The organism is Sphingobium sp. MK2, assembly GCF_040170545.1.
Taxonomy (GTDB): domain Bacteria; phylum Pseudomonadota; class Alphaproteobacteria; order Sphingomonadales; family Sphingomonadaceae; genus Sphingobium.
On record NZ_JAZDXA010000010.1, the window covers coordinates 107,838 to 132,509 of the forward strand.

General features: G+C 62.8%; 26 protein-coding genes. 12 read left to right on the top strand and 14 right to left on the bottom strand.

Annotated features, from left to right (window positions below; translation table 11 throughout):
• Positions 1-27 precede the first annotated feature (27 nt).
• The 5 genes from V2I08_RS06780 to V2I08_RS06800 are packed head-to-tail and all read left to right on the top strand — an operon-like array spanning position 28 to position 5,702.
• Positions 28-780: a methyltransferase domain-containing protein gene (locus V2I08_RS06780; protein ID WP_349634434.1), complete on the top strand. Its 753-nt coding sequence runs from the start codon at positions 28-30 to the stop codon at positions 778-780.
• A gap of 14 nt (positions 781-794) precedes the next feature.
• On the top strand, positions 795-2,072 hold the full coding sequence (locus tag V2I08_RS06785) for a hypothetical protein (protein ID WP_349634456.1): 1,278 nt from the start codon (positions 795-797) through the stop codon (positions 2,070-2,072).
• On the top strand, positions 2,069-3,214 hold the full coding sequence (locus V2I08_RS06790) for a glycosyltransferase family 4 protein (RefSeq protein WP_349634435.1): 1,146 nt from the start codon (positions 2,069-2,071) through the stop codon (positions 3,212-3,214). Before V2I08_RS06785 ends, V2I08_RS06790 begins: the two co-directional genes overlap by 4 nt.
• Positions 3,211-3,957 (top strand): FkbM family methyltransferase, encoded by a 747-nt coding sequence (locus V2I08_RS06795; RefSeq protein ID WP_349634436.1) that lies wholly within the window; start codon positions 3,211-3,213, stop codon positions 3,955-3,957. Before V2I08_RS06790 ends, V2I08_RS06795 begins: the two co-directional genes overlap by 4 nt.
• Positions 3,954-5,702, top strand: coding sequence for an MFS transporter (locus V2I08_RS06800; protein ID WP_349634437.1), 1,749 nt, complete (start codon positions 3,954-3,956; stop codon positions 5,700-5,702). The genes V2I08_RS06795 and V2I08_RS06800 overlap by 4 nt, the downstream gene beginning before the upstream one ends.
• A 6-nt stretch (positions 5,703-5,708) precedes the next feature.
• On the opposite strand, the gene V2I08_RS06805 is transcribed toward V2I08_RS06800, so the two are convergent.
• Both V2I08_RS06805 and V2I08_RS06810 read right to left on the bottom strand, forming a co-directional pair.
• Positions 5,709-7,400 carry an amidohydrolase gene (locus V2I08_RS06805; RefSeq protein ID WP_349634438.1) on the bottom strand — a complete coding sequence of 564 codons (1,692 nt, stop codon included), beginning with the start codon at positions 7,398-7,400 and terminating at the stop codon, positions 5,709-5,711.
• 110 nt (positions 7,401-7,510) lie between these two features.
• Entirely contained in the window at positions 7,511-8,380 is an 870-nt protein-coding gene (locus V2I08_RS06810; protein WP_349634439.1) for an NAD(P)-dependent oxidoreductase, read from the bottom strand.
• A gap of 97 nt (positions 8,381-8,477) precedes the next feature.
• Here V2I08_RS06810 and V2I08_RS06815 point away from each other — a divergent pair, with 97 nt between their 5' ends.
• Together V2I08_RS06815 and V2I08_RS06820 are read left to right on the top strand one after the other, a co-directional pair.
• Entirely contained in the window at positions 8,478-9,725 is a 1,248-nt protein-coding gene (locus V2I08_RS06815) for a threonine ammonia-lyase (RefSeq protein WP_349634440.1), read from the top strand.
• Between the two features lie 116 nt (positions 9,726-9,841).
• A complete protein-coding gene (locus V2I08_RS06820) occupies positions 9,842-10,675 on the top strand; it encodes an arginyltransferase (protein WP_310222752.1) in 834 nt (277 codons plus the stop codon).
• 79 nt (positions 10,676-10,754) lie between these two features.
• On the opposite strand, the gene V2I08_RS06825 is transcribed toward V2I08_RS06820, so the two are convergent.
• The 3 genes from V2I08_RS06825 to V2I08_RS06835 all read right to left on the bottom strand — a co-directional run bounded on the left by V2I08_RS06825 (position 10,755) and on the right by V2I08_RS06835 (position 13,925).
• The gene (locus V2I08_RS06825) at positions 10,755-11,813 is read right to left on the bottom strand and encodes an RcnB family protein (RefSeq protein ID WP_349634441.1); all 1,059 of its coding nucleotides are present in this window, start codon (positions 11,811-11,813) and stop codon (positions 10,755-10,757) included.
• A 168-nt stretch (positions 11,814-11,981) separates the two neighbouring features.
• Positions 11,982-12,467: a GAF domain-containing protein gene (locus V2I08_RS06830; RefSeq protein WP_349634442.1), complete on the bottom strand. Its 486-nt coding sequence runs from the start codon at positions 12,465-12,467 to the stop codon at positions 11,982-11,984.
• A 69-nt stretch (positions 12,468-12,536) separates the two neighbouring features.
• Positions 12,537-13,925: an MFS transporter gene (locus V2I08_RS06835; RefSeq protein ID WP_405053624.1), complete on the bottom strand. Its 1,389-nt coding sequence runs from the start codon at positions 13,923-13,925 to the stop codon at positions 12,537-12,539.
• 9 nt (positions 13,926-13,934) lie between these two features.
• Between V2I08_RS06835 and V2I08_RS20595 the strand changes: the two genes are divergently transcribed.
• Complete coding sequence (locus V2I08_RS20595) at positions 13,935-14,135, top strand: hypothetical protein (protein ID WP_405053625.1); 201 nt, start codon at positions 13,935-13,937, stop codon at positions 14,133-14,135.
• Between the two features lie 163 nt (positions 14,136-14,298).
• Here V2I08_RS20595 and arfB read toward each other — a convergent pair whose 3' ends face one another.
• Both arfB and V2I08_RS06845 read right to left on the bottom strand, forming a co-directional pair.
• A complete protein-coding gene (gene arfB / locus V2I08_RS06840) occupies positions 14,299-14,703 on the bottom strand; it encodes an alternative ribosome rescue aminoacyl-tRNA hydrolase ArfB (protein ID WP_349634444.1) in 405 nt (134 codons plus the stop codon).
• Complete coding sequence (locus V2I08_RS06845; RefSeq protein ID WP_349634445.1) at positions 14,690-15,367, bottom strand: RNA pseudouridine synthase; 678 nt, start codon at positions 15,365-15,367, stop codon at positions 14,690-14,692. The genes arfB and V2I08_RS06845 overlap by 14 nt, the downstream gene beginning before the upstream one ends.
• A 73-nt stretch (positions 15,368-15,440) precedes the next feature.
• Between V2I08_RS06845 and V2I08_RS06850 the strand changes: the two genes are divergently transcribed.
• Positions 15,441-16,412, top strand: coding sequence for an acyltransferase family protein (locus V2I08_RS06850; protein ID WP_349634446.1), 972 nt, complete (start codon positions 15,441-15,443; stop codon positions 16,410-16,412).
• A 120-nt stretch (positions 16,413-16,532) separates the two neighbouring features.
• Here the strand turns inward: V2I08_RS06850 and wrbA are convergent, their stop codons facing one another.
• Together wrbA and V2I08_RS06860 are read right to left on the bottom strand one after the other, a co-directional pair.
• Positions 16,533-17,132 (bottom strand): NAD(P)H:quinone oxidoreductase, encoded by a 600-nt coding sequence (gene wrbA, locus V2I08_RS06855; protein WP_349634447.1) that lies wholly within the window; start codon positions 17,130-17,132, stop codon positions 16,533-16,535.
• Between the two features lie 114 nt (positions 17,133-17,246).
• Positions 17,247-17,966, bottom strand: a complete 720-nt coding sequence (locus tag V2I08_RS06860; RefSeq protein ID WP_349634448.1) for a pirin family protein — start codon at positions 17,964-17,966, stop codon at positions 17,247-17,249.
• Between the two features lie 139 nt (positions 17,967-18,105).
• On the opposite strand from V2I08_RS06860, the gene V2I08_RS06865 reads away from it, so the two are divergent.
• Together V2I08_RS06865 and ctrA are read left to right on the top strand one after the other, a co-directional pair.
• Positions 18,106-18,999, top strand: coding sequence for a LysR family transcriptional regulator (locus V2I08_RS06865; RefSeq protein ID WP_349634449.1), 894 nt, complete (start codon positions 18,106-18,108; stop codon positions 18,997-18,999).
• A 208-nt stretch (positions 19,000-19,207) separates the two neighbouring features.
• Positions 19,208-19,915, top strand: a complete 708-nt coding sequence (ctrA, locus tag V2I08_RS06870) for a response regulator transcription factor CtrA (protein ID WP_349634450.1) — start codon at positions 19,208-19,210, stop codon at positions 19,913-19,915.
• Between the two features lie 85 nt (positions 19,916-20,000).
• Here ctrA and V2I08_RS06875 read toward each other — a convergent pair whose 3' ends face one another.
• The 5 genes from V2I08_RS06875 to V2I08_RS06895 all read right to left on the bottom strand — a co-directional run bounded on the left by V2I08_RS06875 (position 20,001) and on the right by V2I08_RS06895 (position 22,999).
• Entirely contained in the window at positions 20,001-20,774 is a 774-nt protein-coding gene (locus V2I08_RS06875; protein WP_349634451.1) for a metallophosphoesterase, read from the bottom strand.
• A 21-nt stretch (positions 20,775-20,795) separates the two neighbouring features.
• A complete protein-coding gene (gene dcd / locus V2I08_RS06880) occupies positions 20,796-21,350 on the bottom strand; it encodes a dCTP deaminase (RefSeq protein WP_069066552.1) in 555 nt (184 codons plus the stop codon).
• Positions 21,351-21,360: 10 nt separating this feature from the next.
• Entirely contained in the window at positions 21,361-21,822 is a 462-nt protein-coding gene (locus tag V2I08_RS06885) for a cytidine deaminase (protein ID WP_349634452.1), read from the bottom strand.
• Positions 21,819-22,454, bottom strand: a complete 636-nt coding sequence (locus tag V2I08_RS06890) for a GH25 family lysozyme (RefSeq protein WP_405053626.1) — start codon at positions 22,452-22,454, stop codon at positions 21,819-21,821. Before V2I08_RS06890 ends, V2I08_RS06885 begins: the two co-directional genes overlap by 4 nt.
• 62 nt (positions 22,455-22,516) lie before the next feature.
• Positions 22,517-22,999: a UPF0262 family protein gene (locus V2I08_RS06895; protein WP_037478539.1), complete on the bottom strand. Its 483-nt coding sequence runs from the start codon at positions 22,997-22,999 to the stop codon at positions 22,517-22,519.
• 114 nt (positions 23,000-23,113) lie between these two features.
• Between V2I08_RS06895 and V2I08_RS06900 the strand changes: the two genes are divergently transcribed.
• Positions 23,114-24,598, top strand: coding sequence for a replicative DNA helicase (locus V2I08_RS06900; RefSeq protein ID WP_037476023.1), 1,485 nt, complete (start codon positions 23,114-23,116; stop codon positions 24,596-24,598).
• Positions 24,599-24,672 lie beyond the last annotated feature (74 nt).

Consider the following 24,672-nt stretch of genomic DNA (forward strand, 5'->3'; position numbering starts at 1 on the left):
ATCCCTTGTTCCCAAGCGGAGAATGACGTGATTACTGTTCAGCGGGTGGCCAAGGCCGTCGGCAAGCATCTGACCCGAACCTCGCTCCAGGCGCGCAAGGCGCTGGGCGCGCGGCGCAAGCGCGGCTGCCCCGCCTGTGGCGCGACCGTCGTGGGTTTCTTCCGCTATGGCGACAATGGCGAATGGGGCTGCCCCGAATGCGGCGCATCGCCGCGCGAGCGGCTGATGAACTGGCTGATCGCCAATGGCCGCCTGTCCGTGCCAGTGGAAGGCGCCATCCTGCACATGGCCCCCAATGAAGCCAGCCTCGTCCGCCGCTTCTCCGCCGCGACCTACTACATGCCCGCCGATCTCGATCCGTCGCGCTATACCGTGCCCAACATGGCGCGGGTGGACCTGATGGAATTGGCCGTCACTGACCGCTACGACCTGTTCTACGCCAGCCATGTGATGGAGCATGTGCCCGACGACATGGCCGTGCTGCGCAACATCTACCGCGCCTTGAAGCCGGGCGGGGAAGCCTGGCTGATCGTGCCGCTCTGGACCAAGCCGACCGAGGATGGCAGTTTCGACATTCCCCCGCGCGAACGCGAGCGCCGCTTTGGCCAGTGGGACCATGTGCGCCAATATGGCCCGGATATCGCCGACCGCATCCGCGCGGCGGGCTTCGATCTGGAAGAAATCGACGCCAGCAGCATCGACGTCGCCGCGCGCCATTATTACGCGCTCGACGACCGGCTGTTCCGCGCCCGCAAGCCCGGCGGAGCCGCGACGCGGTGAGCATCCTCGCGCGGATGGAGGCATCCGCCCGCATCCTCGCGCTGGTCAAGCTCGCCAATGTCGGCCTCGTGCTGATCTGGGGCTTTGCCGTCACCTTCGTCTTCGTCCGCGTGCTGCCGCTGGCCGAATTTCAGGCGTTCCTGCTGCTGGTCGCCTTCGGCAACTTCACCATTTCGGCGGAATTCGGCCTGACCAGCATCATCTACGCCCGGTTGCGGCGGCACTGGCTGGGCGGCGATCAGGCGGATGGCGGCTTCCGGCTGGAGGAAATGGGCGTGCTGTTCCTGTTCCTCGGCCTCATCGTTGCGGGCGGGACGGCGATCCTGATCGGGGCGCTGACGCTCGGCTGGTTCGATACGGCGATGCCGCTGCTGTTCCTGCTCTTCTTCCTGTCGGCCTGCCTCAACCTGCCTGCCTTGCTGGCCAAGCGCGCGCTGGCGGCGGTGGATGGCAATTTCCTGTGGGAGGCGCTCGATTGCGGACGGCGGGTGGTGACGATCGCGCTGCTGCTCGCCATCCTGCTGGGCCTGGACCCGCGCCTGTCGATCGCGCTGCAACTGGCGGTCAGCCTGCTCGTCATCGGCTGGGCCATCACCCATGTCCACCGGCGGCTGGGGATGACAGCCCGGCACTGGCTCGCCTTCCGCGTCGGCGGCGGCCATGTCCGCACCCATTATCTGCGCGACATCGGCGCATCGGCGGCGTTCACCGCCTCCGACATCATCGCCTATAATGCGCCCTATTTCACGATCGCCATGGCCACGTCCGACGCCCGCCCGATGCTGATCTTCGACTTCTTCTTCAAAATGTCGCGCGCCCTCTCGATGCTGGTCCGCGCCGTCGTGGAAGCCGCCTTGCCCCGCATCACCCGCGCTTATCATGCAGGGGACCGCGCAAGGTTGCGCCAGTTGCTCGCCCGCTCGCTTGGCGCGGGGCTGGTCTTCGCGCTCTTGCTGTCGGCGCTGTTGCTGGGCGTCGGCGACTGGCTCTTCACCACGCTGTTCGACGGCCGTGCCATGATCGACCGGGCGGAACTGGCGCTGATCGTCGCCGCATTGGCTGCCCTCACGATCATCTGCGTCTCGGTCTATGTCCAGGGCGCGCTTGGCCGCTTCTCGACCCTGCTGCATCGCTCACTGCCCTTCCTCGCTGGATCGCTCGCCAGCGCGCCTTTGGCCCTTGCGTTGGCACCCCAGCGCTTCGACCTCGCCTTCCTCGGCCTCTACACGTTGACCCTCACCGGCGCGGCCATCCTGCATCTGCTTTCGCTCCAAAGGCTGGCGCGGGCATGAAGGTCGCGATGCTCGATCCCTCGCTCTTCACCGGGCGCTATGACGATAGCCTCTGCGCGGCGCTGGCGGGGCAGGGTGCGGACGTCACGCTGCTCGGCCGCCCCATGCGCGCCACCGACGCGATCGTCCCGCACGGCTATGCCTACGCCCCCCATTTCTTCCGCCGCAGCGAAGCGCTGCGCGATCGCCTGGGCGAAGGCCGTGCCTTTCGCCTGACCAAGGCAGCGGAATATGCGCTGGCCTGCGCGTTGGGTGATCTGACGCCCTTACTCGCCGCCGATGTGGCCCATATCCAATGGCTCCCACTTGCTCCCGCAGACCGACTGGTGCTCAAACGCCTCAAAGGGCGCACGGCCTTGGTCCACACCGTCCACAATGCCGACGCCTATCATGCCGATGCCGGGCTGCAGGGCCGGGGCTATCGCGCGCTGCTCGACGGCATGGATGCGCTGATCGTCCATGGCGACACCACCCGCGCCGCCCTCATCGCGCAAGGCATCGACCCCGCCCGCATCCACATCACCCCGCACCCGCCGATGCGGCTGGCATCCGCCAGTGCCGCCGATCTAGCCGCCGTTCCCACCTCCACGAAACCGCGCCTGCTCTTCTTCGGCACGATCCGCCCCTATAAAGGCGTAGACCTCGCGATAGACGCCTGCCTCTCGCTCTGGCGCGACGGCCATGATTTCGACCTCATGCTCGCGGGCAAGCCCTTCATGGACGTCGCGCCGCCGTTGGCACAGGTCGCGCAAGCAGGCTTTGCAGATCGGCTGCTCACCGATTTCGGCTTCCTGACCGAAGGCCGCCTCGACGCGCATATGGCCCGCGCCGACATCATGGTCTTTCCCTATCGCCATATCGACTCAAGCGGTGCCTTCCTCTCGGCGCTGCATCATGGCAAGGCGATGGTGACGTCGGACGCGGGCATGTTCGGGCAATTGCCCGATGGCGTAGCGATCCGGGCGGCTGCGGGGAATGTCCCCGCTTTGGCCGCAGCGCTCTTGCCGTTGCTGCAAAGCGCCGCCATCAGGCAGGCGCAGGGCGCGGCGGCGCGCGCCTATGGGGATGATATGGGAAGCTGGAAGGACATGGCGGTGGCGACGATGGACATCTATCAAACCGTGTTGGCCGCGCGCGCATGAACCGCTATTGGCGCGAATTGTCCGACCGCAAGCTGGCGGCGCGTCTGGCGCTGGCCGGGCGCGTGCATCAATATCCCGAAATCCAGGCGCTCCGGCGCTTCCTTTCGACCTTCGCGGTCGATTGCCTGTTCGACGTCGGCGCCAATCGCGGCCAATATGCGACGATGCTGCGCAAGGATGCGGGCTATAAGGGGCTGATCCTGTCCTTCGAGCCGAACCCCGAAGTCTTTGCCGAACTGCAACGCCACGCCGCGTCCGACCGCCGCTGGCACGTCTTCAACATGGCGCTCTCCGACTTTGATGGCACCGCCAGTTTCAACATCATGGCCGCCGATCAATTCTCTTCGCTCAAGGCACCGTCGGGCGAACAGGATGCCATTTTCGCCGATCGCAACAAAGTGACCAAAACGGTCGAGATGCAATGCTGCCGCCTCGACTCGGTGCTCCCTGACCTCAAGGCAGAGCATGGCTTTACCCGACCCTTTCTGAAAATGGACACGCAGGGCCATGATCTGTCGGTGTGCGAAGGCGCGGGCGATGCGCTGGCGCAGATGCTGGGTATCCAGACCGAACTCGGCGTCCGCCCCATTTACGAAGGCGGCACCGGCTATCGCACGATGATCGACTGGCTCGAAGCGCGCGCCTTCGTGCCCTCGGCCTTCTTCGCCAATAATAAGGGCCATTTCCCGCTGTTGGTCGAAATGGACGGCATCTTCGTCAACCGGACATTGGTTGCGGCGTGACCGGGGGCGGGGCGACCAGCTTCGTGAGCGCGCGCCGCCTGTTCCTGGCCGGTGCGATCGGCCTGACGCTCTGGCTCGGTGCCACTTTCGTCTGGCACGTCACCTGGCGGCAGGGCTTGAGCCTGCCGGTCATCCTGTTCCTGGATCAGGATTTTCCGCTCCTCCTCGGCTCCTTGTTATTGCTTGCGCTGGCCGCGCCTTTTGCGGAAGGGAAGGGCATCCGCCTCCCGCGCCCGACCGCGCGGATTATCGTGCCGTTGATCCTGCTCATGGGGCTGGCGGCCTGGGCGGGCCATTATGCCCTGTTCCAGAATTACGCCATTTCCCGTGACGAAGAAGTCGCGCGCTTCGCCGCCGCCTATATGCGCGAAGGGATGTTCGCCCGGCCGATCCCGGTGGAATGGGAACCCTATCGCCGCGCGATCATGCCCGAATTTTTCTCTCCCTTCGGCGCGGCGGATTATTGGACGGCGGCCTATCTGCCGGTGAATAGCGCGATCCAGGCTTTGTTCTGGCAATTGGGCGATCCCAATCTAGCAGGACCAGTGCTGCTGATGGCCGGGCTGTTCGCGCTCTGGCGCGTGGCGCTGCGGCTGATGCCTGATCGCCCCGACGCGGTATGGGTGACCGTGCTGCTTGGCTGTTCGTCCAGCCAGCTCTGGATCACGGCGATGACGCCCTATGCCATGACCGGCCATTTCGCGCTCAACATGATCTGGCTCGCGCTGGTGTTGCGCGGCGGGGTGATCGGCCATGGCAGCGCGGGCGTCGTCGCATTGGTCGCGGCGGGCCTGCACCAATGGCATTTCCCGCCGCTGTTCATCGCGCCCTTCATCCTGTGGATGCTGCTCGCCCGGCGCTGGACGGTCGCGGCCTTCCACGCGCTGACGCTGGTGGCGATCGTCATCGTCTGGGCCAAGCTCTGGCCCGAATTTCTGCTCCATGCGCTCGGCGCGCCCGCCGATGTGCGTCCCTCCGCCGGAGTCGCCGACAAGGTCGGCAGCCTGTTCCAGCGGCTAGGCGACCGCTGGCAACCGCTCGTCAATTTGAGCCGCTACATCGCCTGGAATGACATATTGATGGTCCCGCTCGCAGTGCTGGGCATGGCGGCGATGCGCTGGCGCACCATGATCCGGGGGCAGGAGATAGCCCTGCCGCTGGCACTTGGATGCCTCGCGGGCTGCATGCTGGCACTGGCGCAGGGCTATGGCTGGGGCTTCCGCTATGCCCATGGCTTTATCGGGCCGTTCTGCCTGCTCGCTGGCCTCGGCTGGGCGCGGTTCCGCCCGCAAGATGCGTTGCGCCCACTGGTCATCGGCCTGTGCATCACCGCGCTGGGGAGTGTTTTCCTCGTCTGGCGCACCCACGCCTTCGTCGCGCCCTATGCCGCCAGCCATCGGCTGATCGATTCGAGCCAAGCGGATGTCGTGCTGGTCGATCCGCGCGGCGGTCTGTACGTCACGGATCTGGTGCGCGGCCGCAATGGCGTGCCAGGCAAGCCGATGGTCATGAACCTCGCGATGCTGACGCTCGATCAGGTGGACGAACTGTGCAAAAATTATGTCGTCGAACTGTTCGACCGCGCTGAATTCCGGCCGCTGGGCGTGCCGCTTTTGCGCTGGAACCTCAGCCGCATGGACGCCTTGCGCGCGCATATGAAGGAAGAAGGCTGCGACAAACCAGTCCAGCCGCCGCTGCCTGAAACCTTCGAAGATGCGCTGAACGCGGCCGATAACGCGATGTGAAAGGGCTTATTGCCCCTTCACATGCACCCGCTTACCACCGATCCACGTCTCCAGCACCTGCGTCCCTCGAATGTCCGCAGGCCGTGCGGTCGAGATATCCCGGTCGATCAGCAGGAAGTCCGCCCGCTGCCCCGGCACCAGACTGCCGAACCGCTTTTCGGCAAATCCGGCAAAGGCCGCCTGCCGCGTAAAGCCATCGAGCGCCGCGTCAAAGCTGACCCGCTGCGTCGGCATCCAGCCGCCCATCGGCTCGCCCTTGGCATCCTCGCGGCTCATGGCGACGGCGATACCGGCAAAGGGATTGGGGCTTTCGACCGGCACGTCAGACCCGAACGCCAAAGGCACGCGATTGTCGAGCATCGCCTTCCAAGCATAGGCACCCGCCAGTCGGCTCTCGCCCAGCCGCGCAGTGGCCATGCGCCAGTCCGATGCTTCGTGCACCGGCTGCATCGACGCGACGATGCCGAACTGGGCAAAGCGCGGCAAATCGGCCGGACTGACGATCTGCGCATGTTCGATCCGCCAGCGCCGGTCGCCTTTGTAGGTTTCCGACAATTCCTGGATCGCATCCAATATTTCACTGTTCGCTGCGTCGCCGATCGCATGGGTGGCGATCTGGAAATTGTCCATCGCCGCGCGGCTCATCACGTTGCGCAACTGCGTTGCCGAAATCATCGGCAGACCGCGCTGCCCCGGCGCATCGGCATAATCGGCCTTCAACCAAGCCCCGCGTGACCCCAGCGCCCCGTCCAGCACCAGCTTGATGCCACCCAGCCGCAGCCGGTCGTCATAAAGCCACTGGGTAGGCTCCGGCCCGGCGATCAGCGTCATATTATCGAGACCCGCCGCATAGGCCATGATCCGCACGCGCAACGCACCACGATCGGCCGAGCGACGAAACGCCTGCCAATCCTCGATGCTCGTGCCCATGTCGGCAATGCCGGTGACGCCCATCGCCAGCAAAGCGCGCTGCGCCTTTTCCAATGCGATGTCGCGATCTTTCGGCGCAGGCGCAGGCACGACCTTCTCGATCAGCGCCATGGCCTGATCCACGAACACACCCGCAGGCTTGCCCGCCGCCATCTCGATCCGGCCGCCGGTGGGGGATTTGGTCGCCGCCGTTACGCCCGCCACGCGGATCGCGGCACTGTTGGCCCAGCCCGCATGACCATCGACGCGCGAGAGCCACACCGGAATATCACCGACCGCCGCATCCAGTTCGGCGGCGGTAGGGAAGCGGCCCAGGCCCCATTGTTCCTGGTTCCAGCCCGTCCCGATGATCCACTTGCGCCCCGGACTGGCCTGCGCATAGGCGCGGATCTTCGCCTGCGCCTCTTCCAGCGATCGTGTATCCGACAGGTCGAGCGTAATGAGCGACAGGCCAAGGCTCATGACATGGCCATGCGCGTCGATCATACCGGGGATCAGCGTCTTGCCACCCGCATCCAGCTTGAACGACAGCCCCTTGGGCGGCTCCGGCCAGGGCTGGCCCCGTTTAGGCTTCTTGGGCCTTTTATATTCCGGTTCCTGATAGCGGCCGGGAATCAGTTTTTCGACCTTGCCTTCATCATCAATCAGCAGCGCGCCAAAGCGCACGACCTTGCCAGTGGGATCGATCGCGATGCCGTTCACATTGTCGATGACCCCCGATGCGAAAGCGGGGAGGGGAAGGGCGACAACCAACCCCAAACCCAACACCCCAAATCCGTTCGCCCTGAGCCTGTCGAAGGGCCTTCCTTTCTTCGAGCGAGGTGCAGACAGAAAAGAGGCTTCGACAAGCTCAGCCCGAACGGACGTTGGAGCAATATTCACGCCTTGATGATCCGGCGCACCAGCGCGCTGGTATCCTGCCTGCTGCCGCCCATCGCCTGCACGTCGGCGTAGAATTGATCGACCATTGCGGTTACCGGCAGCGTCGCGCCATTCGCGCGCGCCTCTTCCAGCGCGAGGCCCAGATCCTTGCGCATCCAATCCACCGCAAAGCCGAAATCGAACCTGTCCTGCGCCATCGTCTTCCATCGATTATCCATCTGCCAGCTTTGCGCCGCGCCGCCCGAAATCGCCTCGAACACGGTGTCGAGGTCCAGTTCAGCCGCCTGCGCAAAGCGCATCGCTTCCGCCAGGCCCTGCAATACGCCCGCAATGCAGATTTGGTTCACCATCTTCGTCGTCTGCCCCGCGCCCGCGCCGCCGACATGGACGATCCGCGCGGCATAGGCCTGCATCACGATCCTCGCAGCGGTCACGGCGGGCTCGGTGCCGCCGCACATGATCGACAACCGGCCATTCTCGGCCCCCGCCTGTCCGCCCGACACCGGCGCATCGACGCTGTGGATGCCCCGGCTTTCGCCTTCGACGAACAATTGCCGGGCGATCCGCGCGGAAACGGTGGTGTGGTCGATGAACAGGCTGCCCGGCTTCATCGCCCGAAACGCGCCTTCGCGGCCCAGCGTCACCTGGCTCAGATCATCGTCGGTGCCGACGCAACTGATCACGATCTCGGCCTCTTCCGCCGCCTTGGCCGGGCTGGTCGCGACCGTCCCGCCATAGGCTTCGGCCCAGCTCTTCGCCTTGCCGATCGAGCGGTTGTAAACGGTCAGGCTGTGCCCGGCCTTCGCTAGATGTCCTGCAACCGGGCCGCCCATGACGCCCAGGCCGATAAACGCGATGTTAGCCATATGCCTCGTAGGATAAGTGCGTGGCGACCAGCCATAGGGGCAGTTTTCCGACAGTGCCAGTTTCTTCCGCCGCAATTTTGCGTTAGGGCGCGACCATATGAACACGCTTGCCAAGATCGAGAGCGCTCCGCCGCTACCCATCACCGTCGATGACGTGCTTGCCGCGCGCACCCGCATTGCAGGCGCGATCGTCAAGACGCCGACGCTGATCAGCCAGACGCTCTCGCAGATGCTTGGCTGCAACGTCTATCTGAAATTCGAAAATCTCCAGTTCACCGCCGCCTATAAGGAGCGGGGTGCGCTTAATCGCCTGCTGCAACTGGATGAGGCCTCCAAAGCCAAGGGCGTGATCGCAGCATCGGCTGGCAACCACGCGCAGGGCCTTGCCTATCATGGCAAGAGACTGGGCGTGCCGGTCACCATCGTCATGCCGCTGACCACCCCGATCATCAAGGTGACGCAAACTCGCAGCCATGGCGCGACGGTGGTGCAATATGGCGAAAAATTCGATGACGCCTATGCCCATGCGCGCCTGCTGGAGGTCGAGCAGGAACTAACCTTCATCCATCCGTTCGACGAACCGGACATCATGGCCGGGCAGGGGACGGTTGCGCTGGAGATGCTGGAGGAAGCACCGGAAATCGATACGCTGATCATCCCGATCGGCGGTGGCGGCCTGTTTTCCGGCATGGCGACCGCAGCCCGCGCGATGAAGCCGGACATCCGCCTGGTCGGCGTGCAGGCGGAACTCTATCCGTCGATGTACGACTATATCAAGGGTGAAACGCTGCCCTGCGACGGCGATACGCTGGCGGAGGGGATCGCGGTCAAGCAGCCGGGCGAAAACACCCGTCTCGTGGTTGAACGGCTGGCCGACGACATGCTGCTGGTCACCGAACGGCGGCTGGAAGAAGCGCTCAGCCTGTTGCTGCAGATCGAAAAAACGGTCGTTGAGGGCGCTGGCGCTGCGGGGCTGGCGGCGCTGTTGACCTATCGCGAGCAATTTGTCGGGCGCAATGTCGGTCTTGTGCTGACCGGCGGCAATATCGATACGCGGCTGCTCGCCAACGTCCTGCTGCGCGATCTCGCCCGGTCGGGACGGCTCGCGCGGTTGCGCATCATCCTGCAGGATCGGCCCGGCGCGCTGTTCCATGTCGCCCGCATCTTCGACCAGGAAGCGGTCAACATCCTCGAACTGGCGCATCAGCGCATCTTCACCAACCTGCCGGCCAAGGGCTTGAGCCTCGACGTCGAGTGCGAGACGCGCGATCGCGCCCATCTCCAGCGGCTGATCGCCGCGCTGGGCGAAGCGGGCTATGAGGTCGCGCCGATCGAGGTTGCCTGATCCGCTGCAACCTTTTGTTAATATTTCGTGGTAAACGCCCTTTTCACGCGCGCATGGGGTCGGCATAGTCCGTCCATGATCGATTTGAGCCGCAGCGATGAACCGGAGACAGGCGCGTGACGGCGCCCTTCCGTTTCCCCCGCTTTTTCGTGACCAACCCCTCGCCCTGTCCCTATCTGCCGGGACGGAGCGAGCGGAAGGTTTTCACGGAGCTGAGCGGCGACAACGCTGCCGAACTCAATGACGCGCTGGGCCGCATCGGCTTCCGCCGAAGCCAGAATGTCGCCTATCGGCCGAGCTGTGCAGATTGCACCGCCTGTGTGTCGGTTCGGGTCGTCGCCAATGAATTCAAGCCCAATGCGACCCAACGCAAGCTCATCCGCCGCAACAGCGACCTGGTCGTCACCGCCTGCAAGCCCTGGTCCACCGAGGAACAGTTCGCGCTGTTGCAGCGCTATCTAAGCGCCCGGCATCCCGGCGGCGGCATGACCGAGATGGACGAGATGGATTTTGCCGACATGGTCGAACAGACCCCGGTCGACAGCCATATCATCGAATATCGCGAACCCGGCATTGACGGGCGCGTGGGCAAGCTGGTCGGGGCCTGCCTGACCGATCGGCAGGGCGATGGCCTGTCGATGATCTACAGCTTCTTCGACACCGAACTTGATTATCGCCCAGGGCTCGGCAATTTCATCATCCTCGATCATATCCTGCGCGCCAGTGCAGCGGGATTGCCCTATGTGTATCTGGGCTATTGGGTCGATGGGTCGCAGCGAATGCAATATAAGATCCGCTACCGCCCGCTCGAAAAACTCAGTCGCACCGGCTGGGTCCGTTTCGATCCCGATGAGCAGGTAGAGGCCATTCGCGGTGCTGTTGCACGCAATATCGTCCATCGCGACGAACCACCGCTCCCGGTCGAACTGGCAGCCATCTTCCGCAAATAGCCGTTCCGGCGCTTATGGCCCGCTCCCCAATTCGTGCAGGCAATGCGGGTGTGGGGCGGCATAGGCCGCCCCGAAATCCTTATTTGCAGGCGCAGGTCCGGCGCGCGCGCCGGACCGTCCGGCGAACTGGTACCGTTTCGGTAACATAGCTGGTCGTGGTCGTCGTGGTCATGACGGGCTGCACCGTTACCGTCGTGACGACCGGCGCGGGATAATAATAGCCCCCGGAAATATAGCCGCCCTGTGCGCCCATGGGCGCACCGCCCTGCGACCAGTGCGGCGCACTGGCATAGGCTGGCGCGTCATAATCGACCCCCGCACCACGGACATTGCCTTCAAACCGGCCTTCATACGTGCCCGTCGTGCTGCGACCGTCTTCCGTGGTCCAGGTGCCGGTCCAGCGGCCTTCATATTCATTGCTGCTGGTGACGCTGTCGTCGGCATAGCCATAGCCGGAATCATAGGCGGCACCGGGGCGGCGGGGCGGGAGCGGCGCATTGCGGCGCGGCGCATCCTCCGCCTTGTCGATCGCCATGCCGGCGACGGCACCCACGCCCGCGCCGATCAGCGTGCCAGCCGTGCGATTGCCGCGCCCGGCGATGCGGTTGCCCGCGACTCCCCCGACCACCGCACCGATCGCGGCACCGCCGAGGCCATTGTCGCGGCGGGGGTCATCATAACGGCCATCGTCGGGACCATAGCCGCCCTCATAGCGGCCCCAGTCGATATTGCTGCGGCTGTCATAGACCCGGCCATAACGGTCGGTCATGACCGCATCGTCATAATAGCGCGACCAGCCATAGCCATAAGCCGGAGCGGGCAGGCCGTAGGCACCGTAATTGGCGATATAATAAGTGGGGCTGACCCAATAGCGCGGCAGGACATAGCCATAGACGGGCCGCCGATAGCCGTTCCAGCCACCGGGGGCGTGCCAACCGGCCAGCCAACGACCATTATGCCGCTGGCCCCAGCGGTGCGTGCCGTTCCAATGGCCACCAGGACGCGGCGCATGGACGCCGGGGGCTGGCATGGCGGTTCCGGGCCGGTGCATCGCGGCCGGAGCGCCCGTGCCTGCCAGCGCCGGACTGCCCGCTCCCGCCAGTGCGGCGCTTGCGCTCAGAAGGAATAGGCCGGACATCCGCATGGTTAACGCTCCCTGTTTTCCGGCGCGCGAAGGCGCGCGCAGATCGAAATGCTAACGCCCTGTTTAGCATGATGATCCGCCGCTATCTATCAGTGGGGCGGTAAAATCCTGTCCCGAAACGGGGCGGAAGCTCCGAGCAACAGGGAAAAGACGGTTAACCCGTCAACCAATCCGTGCGCTGATCAGCGCGACCAGCGCTTCCAGACCGGCGGCATCGTCCGAGTCGAACCGGGCGGCCTTTGGACTGTCGAGGTCCAGCACGCCGATCAGACGACCGCCCTGCACGATCGGCAAGACGATTTCCGACGCGCTGGCCGCATCGCAGGCGATATGGCCGGGAAAGGCATGAACATCCTCCACCACCTGCGTCTCGCGCGTCGCCGCCGCCGCGCCGCACACGCCCCGTCCCATCGGAATGCGGATGCAGGCGGGCTTGCCCTGAAACGGCCCCAGCACCAGTTCATCGCCGACCAGCCGATAGAAACCAGCCCAGTTCAGGTCCGGCAAAAACTGCCACAGCAACGCCGACACATTGGCCATATTGGCAACTGCGTCCGGCTCATCCTTCGTCAACGCATCGGCGGCGGACAGCAGGTCGGCATAAAGGGCAGCCTTGTCGGCGACGTCGGTGGGCGCAAAATCATACATGGGGTCGATATAGGGCGGACAGCGCCGATCGCCAATTCGTCAAAAATATATCTACATACTCGTGTCCCTTCAGGACACGCACCCTGTTCTTGCCAGATAATTTTGTATCATGTCCATGCGCTTGGTCGTCGAGGAAGGCTCCATATCGGCCCCCTTCACGCCAACTCGTGCAAAACCGGCGCGGTCAAAAACTTCCACTTTATACCGTCGGCACAAGTTGGGAACCGTTGCGGGGTCAAGATGTGCCATGCTCATAATGACAGGCTTGTGCGACATTCTACCGTCGATTCGAACAACATCCTGTCCGAAGACGCTGCCGCGGGCGTCAACCAGAACGACATCTGTTTTCCGTGCAACAATATCGGCATGGGCACGGGCATGTGGAGTAGCGAAACGGTAGATTATGGCGGCTTGTACAATCATCAAAATTAGTGCCAGCAGGCAACTTTGTAGCACAGGCCGGATTGACGAAAGGGCTACCGGACGGCTGCTCCATCCTCGGCCAGCAAGAAGGCAGAATGGTCCGATATAGCCGTGAAGATAGCGATAGCCCCATCCAAACCCCTGATGGACAGTCAACAACATGCCGGTAGCGCATCCTGCAGCGAGAGCAAGAAACAGAAGATTAGGATATGTCGCGATCTTGTTTTTGCGAACGTCTTTTGCTGCGCCCCAAGCGCCCAATAAAGCCAATGGAAGCAGGAGGACATTGTTCCAGGCAAAGAAGCGTGGAATGTAAATGAGCGGATCAAGGCTATAAAGTCGCGGTGAAATGCTTAAATTTTTTGATCCTGCCGCAGAAGGCGGTAGATCGAGTATATGCGCCAGCATGAGGGGGTAAAGTTTAAGCCAGAATATAATGAAGATGCTATAACTTATTGCATAGATGGCTGAAAGCAGCCATCGGCGTTGGTACAAAAGAATGATTAAGACTGGCCCTGCAAACAAAGCATGAAATTGTACCTTGTGCAGGCCAAGGGCAAGTGCTCCGACCAGAATTGCGCCAGCGTGCGCCAACGGTCTGTCTGCTACAAAGAGAGCAAGCCATAACAAGTTCAGCGCAAAATGGGCGGTCATTGCATAGGGCGTCATAGCGTTGAACAGCAACTGGCTGGACGTTAGCGCCAGCAGCATAACAATGATCCGTGAATCCGGCCGATCAGGCAGCAGAACCTTCGACACCTGCCAGAGAGCGGCTAAGCCGATCAGAAGCAGTAATGGCTGGGAAAGTGCGGGGTCCGCAACCTGGGAAACCAACGCTTCGATGAGCGCCGACCCAGGTAGATAAATCGAAATCCAGTATCGGTCGCCGCCAATGGGGTGTTGAAATTCGGGAAGCATAGCGCCGTGAAACGCACGCCATTCAGGAGGAATGGCAATGCCCAAGTCGCCCCGTGCAATATAACTTGCTGCCAGCCGCGCCAGATCTTCGTCGCGCGAAAATTCGTAACCCTGCATCAACCAGTAGTGACCGATCCATGCGATGCCTGCCATCGCCAGCATGGCGGCAGTCAGTATTCGGGGTTGGATAAGCAATTGAGTCCGTGTGGTTTGGCCCGACAATCGCACCAGCATCAGAAAGCCGATCATGGCAGCAGCGACCGGCACATCTTGGGTGAGAAAGATATATTGGGGCAGACCAACACCAGGCTTTGCGATGGCGAATAACATGGCCAAAGCCATCCAAATGGCGGCGGGAACGGCAAACCAACGCAGGCTAGTCATGTTGTTTGGCGCAGAGCCATATGTTCCGCTTAGGAAGATCGTCGATGCCATCTCCTGCCCCTTCGACGGAGGGCATAATCGGAAAATGGTTAATATGAACTTGATGTCAGACGTCTCGTACCTTCCCGCGTCCCTGCTTGACCGTACTGCGCGCTTTCTTGGAATCGACCCGCCGCGCCTTAGCGGCTTTGCCGGGCTTGGTCGCGATGCGGCGGGCGTCGCGCTGGTGGGCTTTGGCGATCATTTCGGCCAGCCGGTCGCGCGCGTCCTGGCGATTGGCTTCCTGGGTGCGGAAGCGCGACGCCTGGATGATGATCTGATTGCCTGACGTCAGCCGCGATCCGGCCAGTTCCCTGATCTTGCGATAGGCATGGGGCGGCAGGCCGAGCCGGAACAGGTCGACGCGCAACTGCACCGTCGTCGCCACCTTGTTGACATTCTGCCCGCCCGGACCGCCGCCGGTGATGAAGCGCTCCTCCAGCGCATCATCGGGAATCTCAAATCCCGGCATCGTCCAGCAACTCCGGGCCGAAACCGGCGGCGGCAAAGGTCGCGGGCAGGGGCGCGGTCGCTTCCGCTGCAGGTTTTTCGCCGCGCGCAATGCTCAGGAACCGGCTGTGGAGCAGCATCGGCACGCCACCCTCGCCATAGACGGGGTCGCCGACGATGGGAAAGCCCAGCCCATGCAGCGCATGGACGCGGATCTGGTGGGTGCGCCCAGTGCGCGGCGTGAAGGCGATCAGCGACCGGCCGTCCTTCTCCGCGACCTTGCGCCATTCAGTAATGGCGACTTTGCCCGCCTTGGCCGGGATCATGCGCCAGCCTTCCTCGGCGGTGCTGACCTTCTTGAGCGACAATTCGATCAGGCCGCTGTCGTCCGTCGGCACGCCCTCGATCACCGCGACATAGCGTTTGGCGACGGTGCCAGCCTCGAATGCCTGGGCGAAGCGCTTATGCGCCTTGGGATTGCGCGCCAGCAGCAGGCAGCCGCTGGTGTCACGGTCCAGCCGGTGGACCGGCAGCGGCCAGCGCTGGAAACCGAAAGTCAGCGATTGCAGATGATTTTCCAGCGCGATCGACCCATCGCGCGGCGCGTCGACCGGCAAGCCCGCAGGCTTGTCGAGAATGAGGGCTTCGCCATCAATGAACAGAACATGGTCGGTAAGCAGGGCCAAAGGAGAAATCCGATCGGGGCAGCAAGGAGTGTGGAATTGACGCGCGCGTCGCTTCCTATAGGCGGTGGGGCCGATGGAACATAGTGGGGAAAATAGCGGCGGTGCAGCGACACCGTCGCCGGGTCGGCTGGACTGGGTGGATGTCGCACGCGGCATCGGCATCATCGCCGTCGTGGTCGGTCATGTGTGGACGCGCGGACCTGTGCGCGACGCCATGTACAGCTTTCACATGCCGCTCTTTTTCCTGCTGTCAGGCATGCTCTCGCGCCCGCAGCCGATCATTGCCTTCGCCCGGCGGCAGTTGTTCGGCCAGATGCGACCCTATTTTCTGTTCCTCGCGCTGGGCATCGCGGCCGATCAGCTCATCGAACCACTCAAGGGCAATCGACCGATTTTTCGCGACTGGCCGCAGGACATCGGACCGCTCCTGCTGGGCGGTTCATGGCTCGCTGGCCCCTTCATCATCTTCTGGTTCGTGCCCTGTCTGATGATGGCCCGAATAATCTTCAATATCCTGCTGTGCCGCTGGCCTGATCCGCTCGACCGGCGCTGGGCGTTGTTCGTGCCACCGCTCCTGGCGGTCGCTTATGGCCTGGGCCAATGGACGCAGCATTCGCCGCTGGGCATGATTACGGTGCCGATGGCGCTCCTTCTGCTATGGATCGGGGCGGCATGGTCGCGCATGGATTGGCAAGGGTGGATGGTACTCCCGCTGGCATTGTTCGCGCTCGCAGGGCTGGCAGGCCTCTTTCCCACGCTGAACATGAAAGCTTCCGATTATGGCTGGCCCTTGCTCTCCATCGGTGCAGGCGTCGCGACTTCCCTGCTGCTGTTTCGCCTATCCGCGCAGGTCGCGCCTGTCGCCGGGCCGGTGGCGATCATCGGGCGGGCCTCGCTGACGATCATGTATCTGCACGTCGCCATCATCCACTATCTCTCGCCCTATCTCGGAAAAGGCGCTTTGCTCGCTCTTGCCCTGCTCGGCCCCTTCGCGCTCGACCGGCTCCTCCGCCTGTCCCCCCGCGCCACACGCTGGCTGTTGTAGCGGGGCGCAAAAAAAAGGCCGACGCACCATCGCGATGCATCGGCCTCAAGAAACCTGCCTCTGCTTTCGTGCGGCGCGAAAGCAGAGGCAGGGGAATAGCTTAGACGGCGCGGTGGGCGATCAACCGTGCAGCTTGATCGCGGTTTCCGCGATGCGACGGCCCTGATAGCGCGCACCGTCCAGTTCTTCCTCGCTCGGCTGACGGCTGCCGTCGCTGTCGGCCAGCGTCGTCGCGCCATAGGGCGATCCGCCGCGCACCTTGTCCACGCCCATCTGGCCCTGGAAACCATAGTCCAAACCGACGATGGTCATGCCGAAATGGAGCAGGTTGGTGATGATCGAAAACAGCGTCACTTCCTGCCCGCCATGCTGGCTCGCGGTCGAGGTGAAGGCACCGCCGACCTTGCCATTGAGCGCACCGCGCGCCCACAGGCCACCCGCCTGGTCGAGGAACGCCGCCATCTGGCTGGACATGCGGCCAAAGCGTGTGCCAGTGCCAATGATGATCGCGTCATAATCGGCCAGTTCGGCAACGGTCGCGATCGGCGCGTCCTGATCCAGTTTGAAATGCGCATTTTTGGCCACTTCCAGCGGCGCGGTTTCGGGCACGCGCTTGACATCGACCTGCGCGCCAGCGGCGGCTGCGCCTTCGGCCATCGCCTTCGCCATCGTTTCGATATGACCATAGGAAGAATAATAGAGAACCAGAACCTTAGCCATGATGCGTCTCCTTATATGGAGGGGATTGAAAGGGTGCCGCCCGCGCGAGGGGGAGGGGAGATGCGCGGGCGGCGAGCCGATCCGTCCGGGGAGGGGATGGACGGGCCGACTAAGCTATTGGCTATCCACCAGGACGATTTCGGCGTCCTCATGGGCCGTGATGGTGATGGGCTGGCCGCCGATAATGGCCGCGCCGTCCCGTGCTTCGAACGTCTGTCCGTCAATCTCGATCCGACCTGTCGCCGGAACCAGATAGAGGTGACGACCATCCGCACTGTCATAGGTCACGCTCGTCCCGGCCTTGATCGTCCCGCCCAACAGGCGGGCGTCAGCGCGGATGCGCAGCGCTTCCTTATCCTCGTCATAGCCGCTGGCGAGAACGACCAGCTTGCCCGACCGATCGCCACGCGGGAAGGGCTTTGCCCCCCAGCTTGGGGAGCCGCCGCGGGCGCGGGGAATGACCCAGATCTGGAAGAGGGTGGTGGTTTCATCCTCCAGATTATATTCGGCGTGGCGGATGCCCGTGCCCGCCGACATCACCTGAACATCACCGGCTTCCGTGCGACCTTTATTGCCCAGGCTGTCCTGATGCGTGATCGCGCCGGTGCGGACATAGGTGATGATTTCCATGTCGGCATGCGGGTGGGGCGGAAAGCCCGAACGCGGACCGATCTCATCATCGTTCCACACCCGGATCGCACCCCAGTGCATGCGGTCTTCGTCATGATAATCGGCGAAGGAGAAATGATGGCGCGCATTCAGCCAGCCATGATTGGCATGGCCGAGTGAGGCGAAGGGGCGGCGCTCGATGCGGCTCGCTGTGATCATGTCCATATGCTCTGCCTTTCGATGTTCGAACCCTCAAGGTTCGGGGCCTTTTGACTAAATACCGGGACGTTCCGGCTTGCTTTCCGCCAATCTAGTCATCAGTATCGTTTCTGAAACAAGCAGCATCGAAACGGATTGTTTCCCTATGCGACTACCTGATTTTGAGGCCTGGGCGATGTTCGCCGCCGTGGTCGAACATCGCAGCTTCACCGACGCGGCCAAGGCGCTCAGCGTCTCCAAGGCCACCGTGTCCAAGGCAGTCACGCGACTGGAAGAGCATCTCGACACCAGCCTGTTCAACCGCACCAGCCGTCGCCTGGCGCTGACCGAAAGCGGCAAGCGTCTGGCCGATCATGCCCATCGCATCATGGCCGAGGGGCAGGCGGCGGAGGAAGCGGCGCGCGATGAAACGGCGGAACTATCCGGCGTCGTGCGACTGGGCGCGCCCATGACCTTCGGCCTGCTCCGCATCGCGCCGCTGGTGGCCGAATTTACCAGGGACAATCCGCAGGTCGATGTCGACCTGCACCTGTCGGACGCCCATATCGACATTGTCGAGATGGGGTTGGACGCTACGATCCGTATCGCAGACATGCCCGACAGTTCCTTGCGGGCACGACGCCTGGCGGACGTCACGCTGCATCTGGTCGCGTCGCCCGCTTATCTCAATGCGCGGGGTCGGCCCCAGCATCCCTCCGACCTGGGGGGGCATGATTGCCTATGCTATTCCAACGTGACGACGCCCGACATATGGCGCTTCGCTGGCCCTGGGCATCAGAATGTCGCAGTGCAGGTCCGCTCGCGCATCACCGTCAATAGTGGCGAAGCGATGCTGCCTGCGTTGCGGCTTGGCGTGGGCATTGCCCGGCTCCCCGACTTCATCGTCGGCGACGCGCTGGCGGCGGGCGAACTGGAAGAGATATTGGTGGATTGGCGATCACCGCCCTATGGGCTGCATCTCGTCACGCCGCCGTCCCGATTGCGCCCGGCCCGTGTGGAGGCCTTGTTGGACTTCATTATCCGACGTCACGGCTGCTGATTGTCGTTTCGAACCCGGATCTATCTTGACACGCCGTGAATCATTTCGCTCTCAACTCTTTGTAAACGGATTCGTTTTTCTCCGACTCGTGCTTTTCTGCGGGTTAGCGAAAAATTAACCTTTGTCGTTCAGAAGTTTTTTGGTTAATGAATTGGAGCAGTAGCCGTTCTGGTGGGGTGAACGGACCTGCGACGCAAAGGGGCTTCACATGCGCGTGCTGCTGATTGAGGACGAACCGACGACGGCCAAGGCGATCGAGCTTATGCTCACGACCGAAGGCTTCAATGTCTATACCACCGATTTGGGCGAAGAAGGCCTCGATCTGGGCAAGCTCTATGATTATGACATCATCTGCCTGGACCTGAACCTGCCCGACATGCACGGTTATGACGTGCTCAAGAAGCTGCGCGCGGCCAAGGTGCAGACGCCGGTGCTCATCCTGTCGGGCATTGCGGAAATGGACAGCAAGGTTCGCTCCTTCGGCTTCGGAGCCGATGATTATGTGACCAAGCCCTTCCATCGCGAAGAACTGATCGCGCGCATCCATGCCGTAGTGCGCCGGTCGAAGGGCCATTCGCAATCGGTCATCCGCACCGGCAAGCTGTCGGTCAATCTCGACGCCAAGACGGTCGAAGTGGACGGCAACCGCGTCCACCTGACCGGCAAGGAATATGCGATGCTGGAGCTGTTGTCGCTCCGCAAGGGCACGACGCTGACCAAGGAAATGTTCCTTAACCACCTCTATGGCGGGATGGATGAGCCGGAACTCAAGATCATCGACGTCTTCATCTGCAAGCTGCGCAAGAAGCTGGCGCTGGCCTGCAGCGGCGACAATTATATCGAGACGGTCTGGGGCCGTGGCTATGTGCTGCGCGACCCGGATGAAGTGCTGGAGGAACAGGCCAAAGTCGCCTGACGCTTCGTGCCATTCACTTGCTCATGAAAAAGACCGGCAATCCTATGGATTGCCGGTCTTTTTCACATCCGCTCAGCAGGACGGATCATACCGGGGTCTGCAACGTCCAGCGCACCGTGCCTTGCAATCCCAAGGCGGTAAGCCGCCCACTGCGATATGCGCCAGTATCGATGCCGATCCGGTTGTTCCGTTCGTCCACCTCCGGCGTGATGCTGTGGCCATGCACGATCATATGCGAATGCGGCACCTCATGGTTCAGGAAATCGCGGCGTATCCAGCGCAGATCGGACGATTTCTGCGCCTCGATCGCGACGCCGGGGCGGATGCCGGCATGGACGAACAGATAATCGCCCACCTCCGTCCAGTCAGGCAGCGCGTCGAGAAAATCGACATGTTCGCGCGGCACATGATGCAGCATCCACTCGATGATCTCGGCGTCGCTCATCACTGGAAATCGACCGGGACCAAGGCCATAGCTTTCCAAAGTCTGCTCAGCCCCCATGCGCCGGAATGTCGGCATCACCCTTATGTCACCCCGCGCGGCGGCGATGAACAATTCCTCATGATTACCCTGCAGGCAGCGCACGTCGCCGCCCGATCCGATCAGCGCCATGACCCGCTCGATCACCGCGCGTGAGGCATCGCCCCGGTCCATCAGGTCGCCCAGGAAGATGAGGATCAGCTTCGCGGGACCGCGCCCCGCATCGTCCTGCGCGATCATGTCGAGCAGCGTGTCGAGCAGGTCCATCCGACCATGCACGTCGCCGATCGCATAGACACGGCGATCCGTGCCCACGCTGGGCGCTCTGACCACCGCTGGCGCGACTTTGCACCCTAACCATCTGCGCCACCAACTCATGACGCCACGTCTCGCACAGCGTTACAGCTTGGGCAATGTCACGCCCTGCTGCCCCATATATTTGCCCGCCCGGTCGGCATAGCTGACCTCGCACGGCTCATTGCCCTGCAGGAACAGGAACTGGCACGCCCCTTCATTGGCGTAGATTTTGGCGGGCAGGGGGGTGGTGTTGGAAAATTCCAGCGTCACATGCCCCTCCCAGCCCGGCTCCAGCGGCGTGACGTTCACGATGATGCCGCACCGCGCATAGGTGGATTTGCCAAGGCATATCACCAGCACGTCGCGCGGCACCCGGAAATATTCGACCGTCCGCGCCAGCGCGAAGCTGTTGGGCGGAATGATGCAGCAGTCGGTCTTGCGATCGACAAAGCTGTTGGTGTCGAAATTTTTGGGATCGACGATGGTGCTGTCGATATTGGTGAAGATCTTGAACTCGTCCGCCACCCGCGCATCATAGCCATAGGAGGACAGGCCGTAACTGATGCAGCCGTCGCGCTTCTGGCTCTCCACGAACGGCTCGATCATGCCGGTGGAGAGGGCTTTGTCGCGAATCCATTTGTCGGAAAGAATGGCCATGATGGTCTTTTCAGCTTTTCCTGATGGGGGTGATGCCCAGATCGGCGGGGCCGAAGGCGTGGGGAAGAAGATCGGCGATGCGATGCTCGGTGACACGGCTGCCAGATGGTGTGGCGCAATAGACGGCGATGGCGCGGCCCGCCATCTGTTCGGCCTCGTTCATCACCTGACGGCACCGGCCGCAGGGCGTGACCAGCGCTTCCTCCGCCGCGTCCATCGCGCCGCCGACCACGGCGATCGCGGCGACATCGGCAAAGCGGCCCTGCGCATTGACGGTCGCCAGCGCTACTGTCTCGGCACAGAGCGACAGGCCATAGCTTGCATTCTCGAAATTGCAGCCGGTCACGATGCTGCCATCGGTCAACCGCACCGCCGCCCCCACCGCAAAGCGGCTATAGGGCGCATGGGCATGGGCCATCGCGCCGCGGGCAGCGGCGATCAGCAGCGCCACCTGGTCTTCCGTCTCGCTCATGGTGCCACCACATCCCATCTCACCGACCCGTCGACGCCGTCGATATGCCGCATGTCGCTGGCTGTCCACATCACCCAGGGCCGGGTTGCATAATCCGGCGGAAAGAAATTCCCATCGAGCCAGAGTGTGCGGTTGATCCCCGAACCCACATCGTACAGCTTGTCGAAATCCTCGGTGACGTTGAGCAACACCGTCTTGCCCGCATGGCTTTCGATCAGATTGACCAGGGTATTGAGTTCCGACAGCAGCAGGTCACGCCCCGGCCGCGCGGTGCAACCGGGGTCGAACGCCAGCCGGATCACCGGGGGCAGGGCGGCATTGTCGCGCGGCACCGTCGTCACGAAACGGGTGGCCTGATCGCTCGCCAGCCGACACAGGCTATAGTCCAGCATCGCGCCATAACGCAGCCCCGCCGTCCGCGCGCCGCTCCAGTTGGCGGCAAAGGCCGGGTCGCGCCCGGCCGCGCCTCTGGCTGCGCGAATATAGGCGAAATCAACCCCCTGAGCCGATAAGGTGCCCCAGTCTACAACGCCATTCTCCGCGCTGATCGTAACGCCCTGCACCGGATATTGGTCCCGCGCGGGTGCCCAACTGCGCGCATAGAGCCAAAGCGCCAGCGCCGTCACCGCCATGATCGCCAGCCCCGCGCCGATGCGGACCAGCAGCCCCCCCAAAGTCAGCCGCGAAATCGTTCCTACCCCTTGATATGCAGCACGCAGATCAGCGTGAACAGCCGACGCGCCGTGTCGAAATCGACCGCGATCTTGCCCTCCAGCCGTTCGATCAGCATCTCCGCCGCATCATTGTGGATGCCGCGTCGCGCCATGTCGACCGTCTCGATCTGCTGCGGCGACGCATTGCTGATCGCCTGATAATAGCTGTCGCAGATCGCGAAATATTCGCGGATCGGCCGCCGGAACCGCCCCAGCCCCAGGATGATCGCTTCGAGCGCGCTGTCATCCTCGCGATTGATCTCGATCACCAGCCGCCCGTCCTCGACGCGCAGCACTACCTTGTAAGGCCCCATATAGCCGTCCGCATGGACCCGCTGGGGCGCGAAATGATTATCCTCCAGCAGATCGAAGATCGCGATCCGCCGTTCCTGCTCGACATCGGCATTGCGCCACAGGATCGTGCGCTCGTCGAGCTTGATGTCTATGATGCGCGGATCGGCCATGGTGAAGGGCATAGTCAGTGCGGCGATGCGCGCCGAAAAGCAAGCGGGACTTATCCACAGATGGATTGCGCGCCAGCCCTTGCGCGACGCGCGCGACCGGAGGATGAGAGGCCCATGGTCGAACTACTGAAAATCACTGCCGCCGAAGCTGGCGGCACCGAACTGCCGCGCAATGTCGAAGCCGAAGCCGCGCTGCTGGGCGCGCTGATGATCGACAATCGCATTGCCGAGGATGTCCAGATCAAGATCAAGGCGGAGCATTTCTTCGAGCCGCTCCATGGCCGCATCTATGACGCGATCATGAAATTGCTCGATCGCGACATGATCGCCAACCCGGTGACCTTGAAGCCGATGCTGGATCAGGACCCGGCGCTCAAGGAACTGGGCGGCGCGGCCTATCTGGCGCAATTGACCGGCAATGGCGCGGCGCTCATCGGCGCGCGCGATTTCGCGGCGCAGATTTACGATCTTGCCTTGCTGCGACAGCTTGTCAGTGTTGGCCGCGAACTGGTTGAAAATGCGCTGGATACCAGCGAGGACGTCAATCCTCGCGAGCAGATCGAGGCGGCCGAAGTCGCGCTTTACAAAGTGTCGGAGGGCGAAGGCGAAAGCGGCTCGGTCAAGAGTTTCCTCTCCGCCTCCACCGCCGCCGTGCAGGTCGCCGAACGCGCGCTCAACAGCGGCGGCCATGTTTCGGGCATCACCACCGGCATCAACAGCCTGAACGCCAAGATCGGTGGCCTCCACAATTCCGATCTCATGATCCTCGCGGGCCGTCCGGGCATGGGCAAGACCTCGCTCGCCACCAACATCGCCTATAATGCCGCCTCGCGCTGGCTGCGCGACAATGCGGACGGCATTCCGCCCGAAAAAAATATGGGGGCCAAGACCGCCTTCTTTTCGCTCGAAATGTCCGCCGATCAGCTCGCGACCCGCGTGCTGGCCGAACAGTCGGGGATCAGCGGCGAAGCGCTGCGCATGGGCAAGATCAGCCGCGCTGACTTCCAGAATCTCTCCCGCGCCGCCCGCGAGCTGCAGGAACTCCCGCTGTTCATTGACGATACGCCCGGCCTCACCATCGCCGCGCTACGCACCCGCGCGCGCCGCTTGAAGCGCCGCCATGACGTCGGCTTCATCGTGGTCGACTATCTCCAACTGCTCCAGGGCAGCGGGCGCGGCAACGAAAACCGCGTGAATGAAATTTCCGAAATCTCGCGCGGCCTCAAGACCCTGGCGAAAGAACTCCATGTCCCCGTGCTGGCCCTCTCACAGCTCAGCCGTGCCGTCGAACAGCGCGAGGACAAGCGACCCCAGCTCTCCGATCTGCGCGAATCCGGCTCGATCGAGCAAGACGCCGACATGGTCTGGTTCGTGTTCCGCGAAGATTATTATATCGCCGCCAAGGAACCGGGGAACAAGGAAAGCGCCGAACATACCGAATGGGCGCAGCAGATGGAGCAGATTTACGGACTCGCCGAACTGATCGTCGCAAAACAACGCCACGGCTCCACCGGCCGCATCCGCATGAAATTCGACGCCCGCATCACCCGCTTCTCCGACATCGCCGAAGACGGCTATCAGGATCTGGAATATGAGTAATCTATAGCTGGATGACTTGAAGTCGAATCGTCATTGCGAGCGCAGCGAAGCAATCCATTGTGATGCCAGTGGAT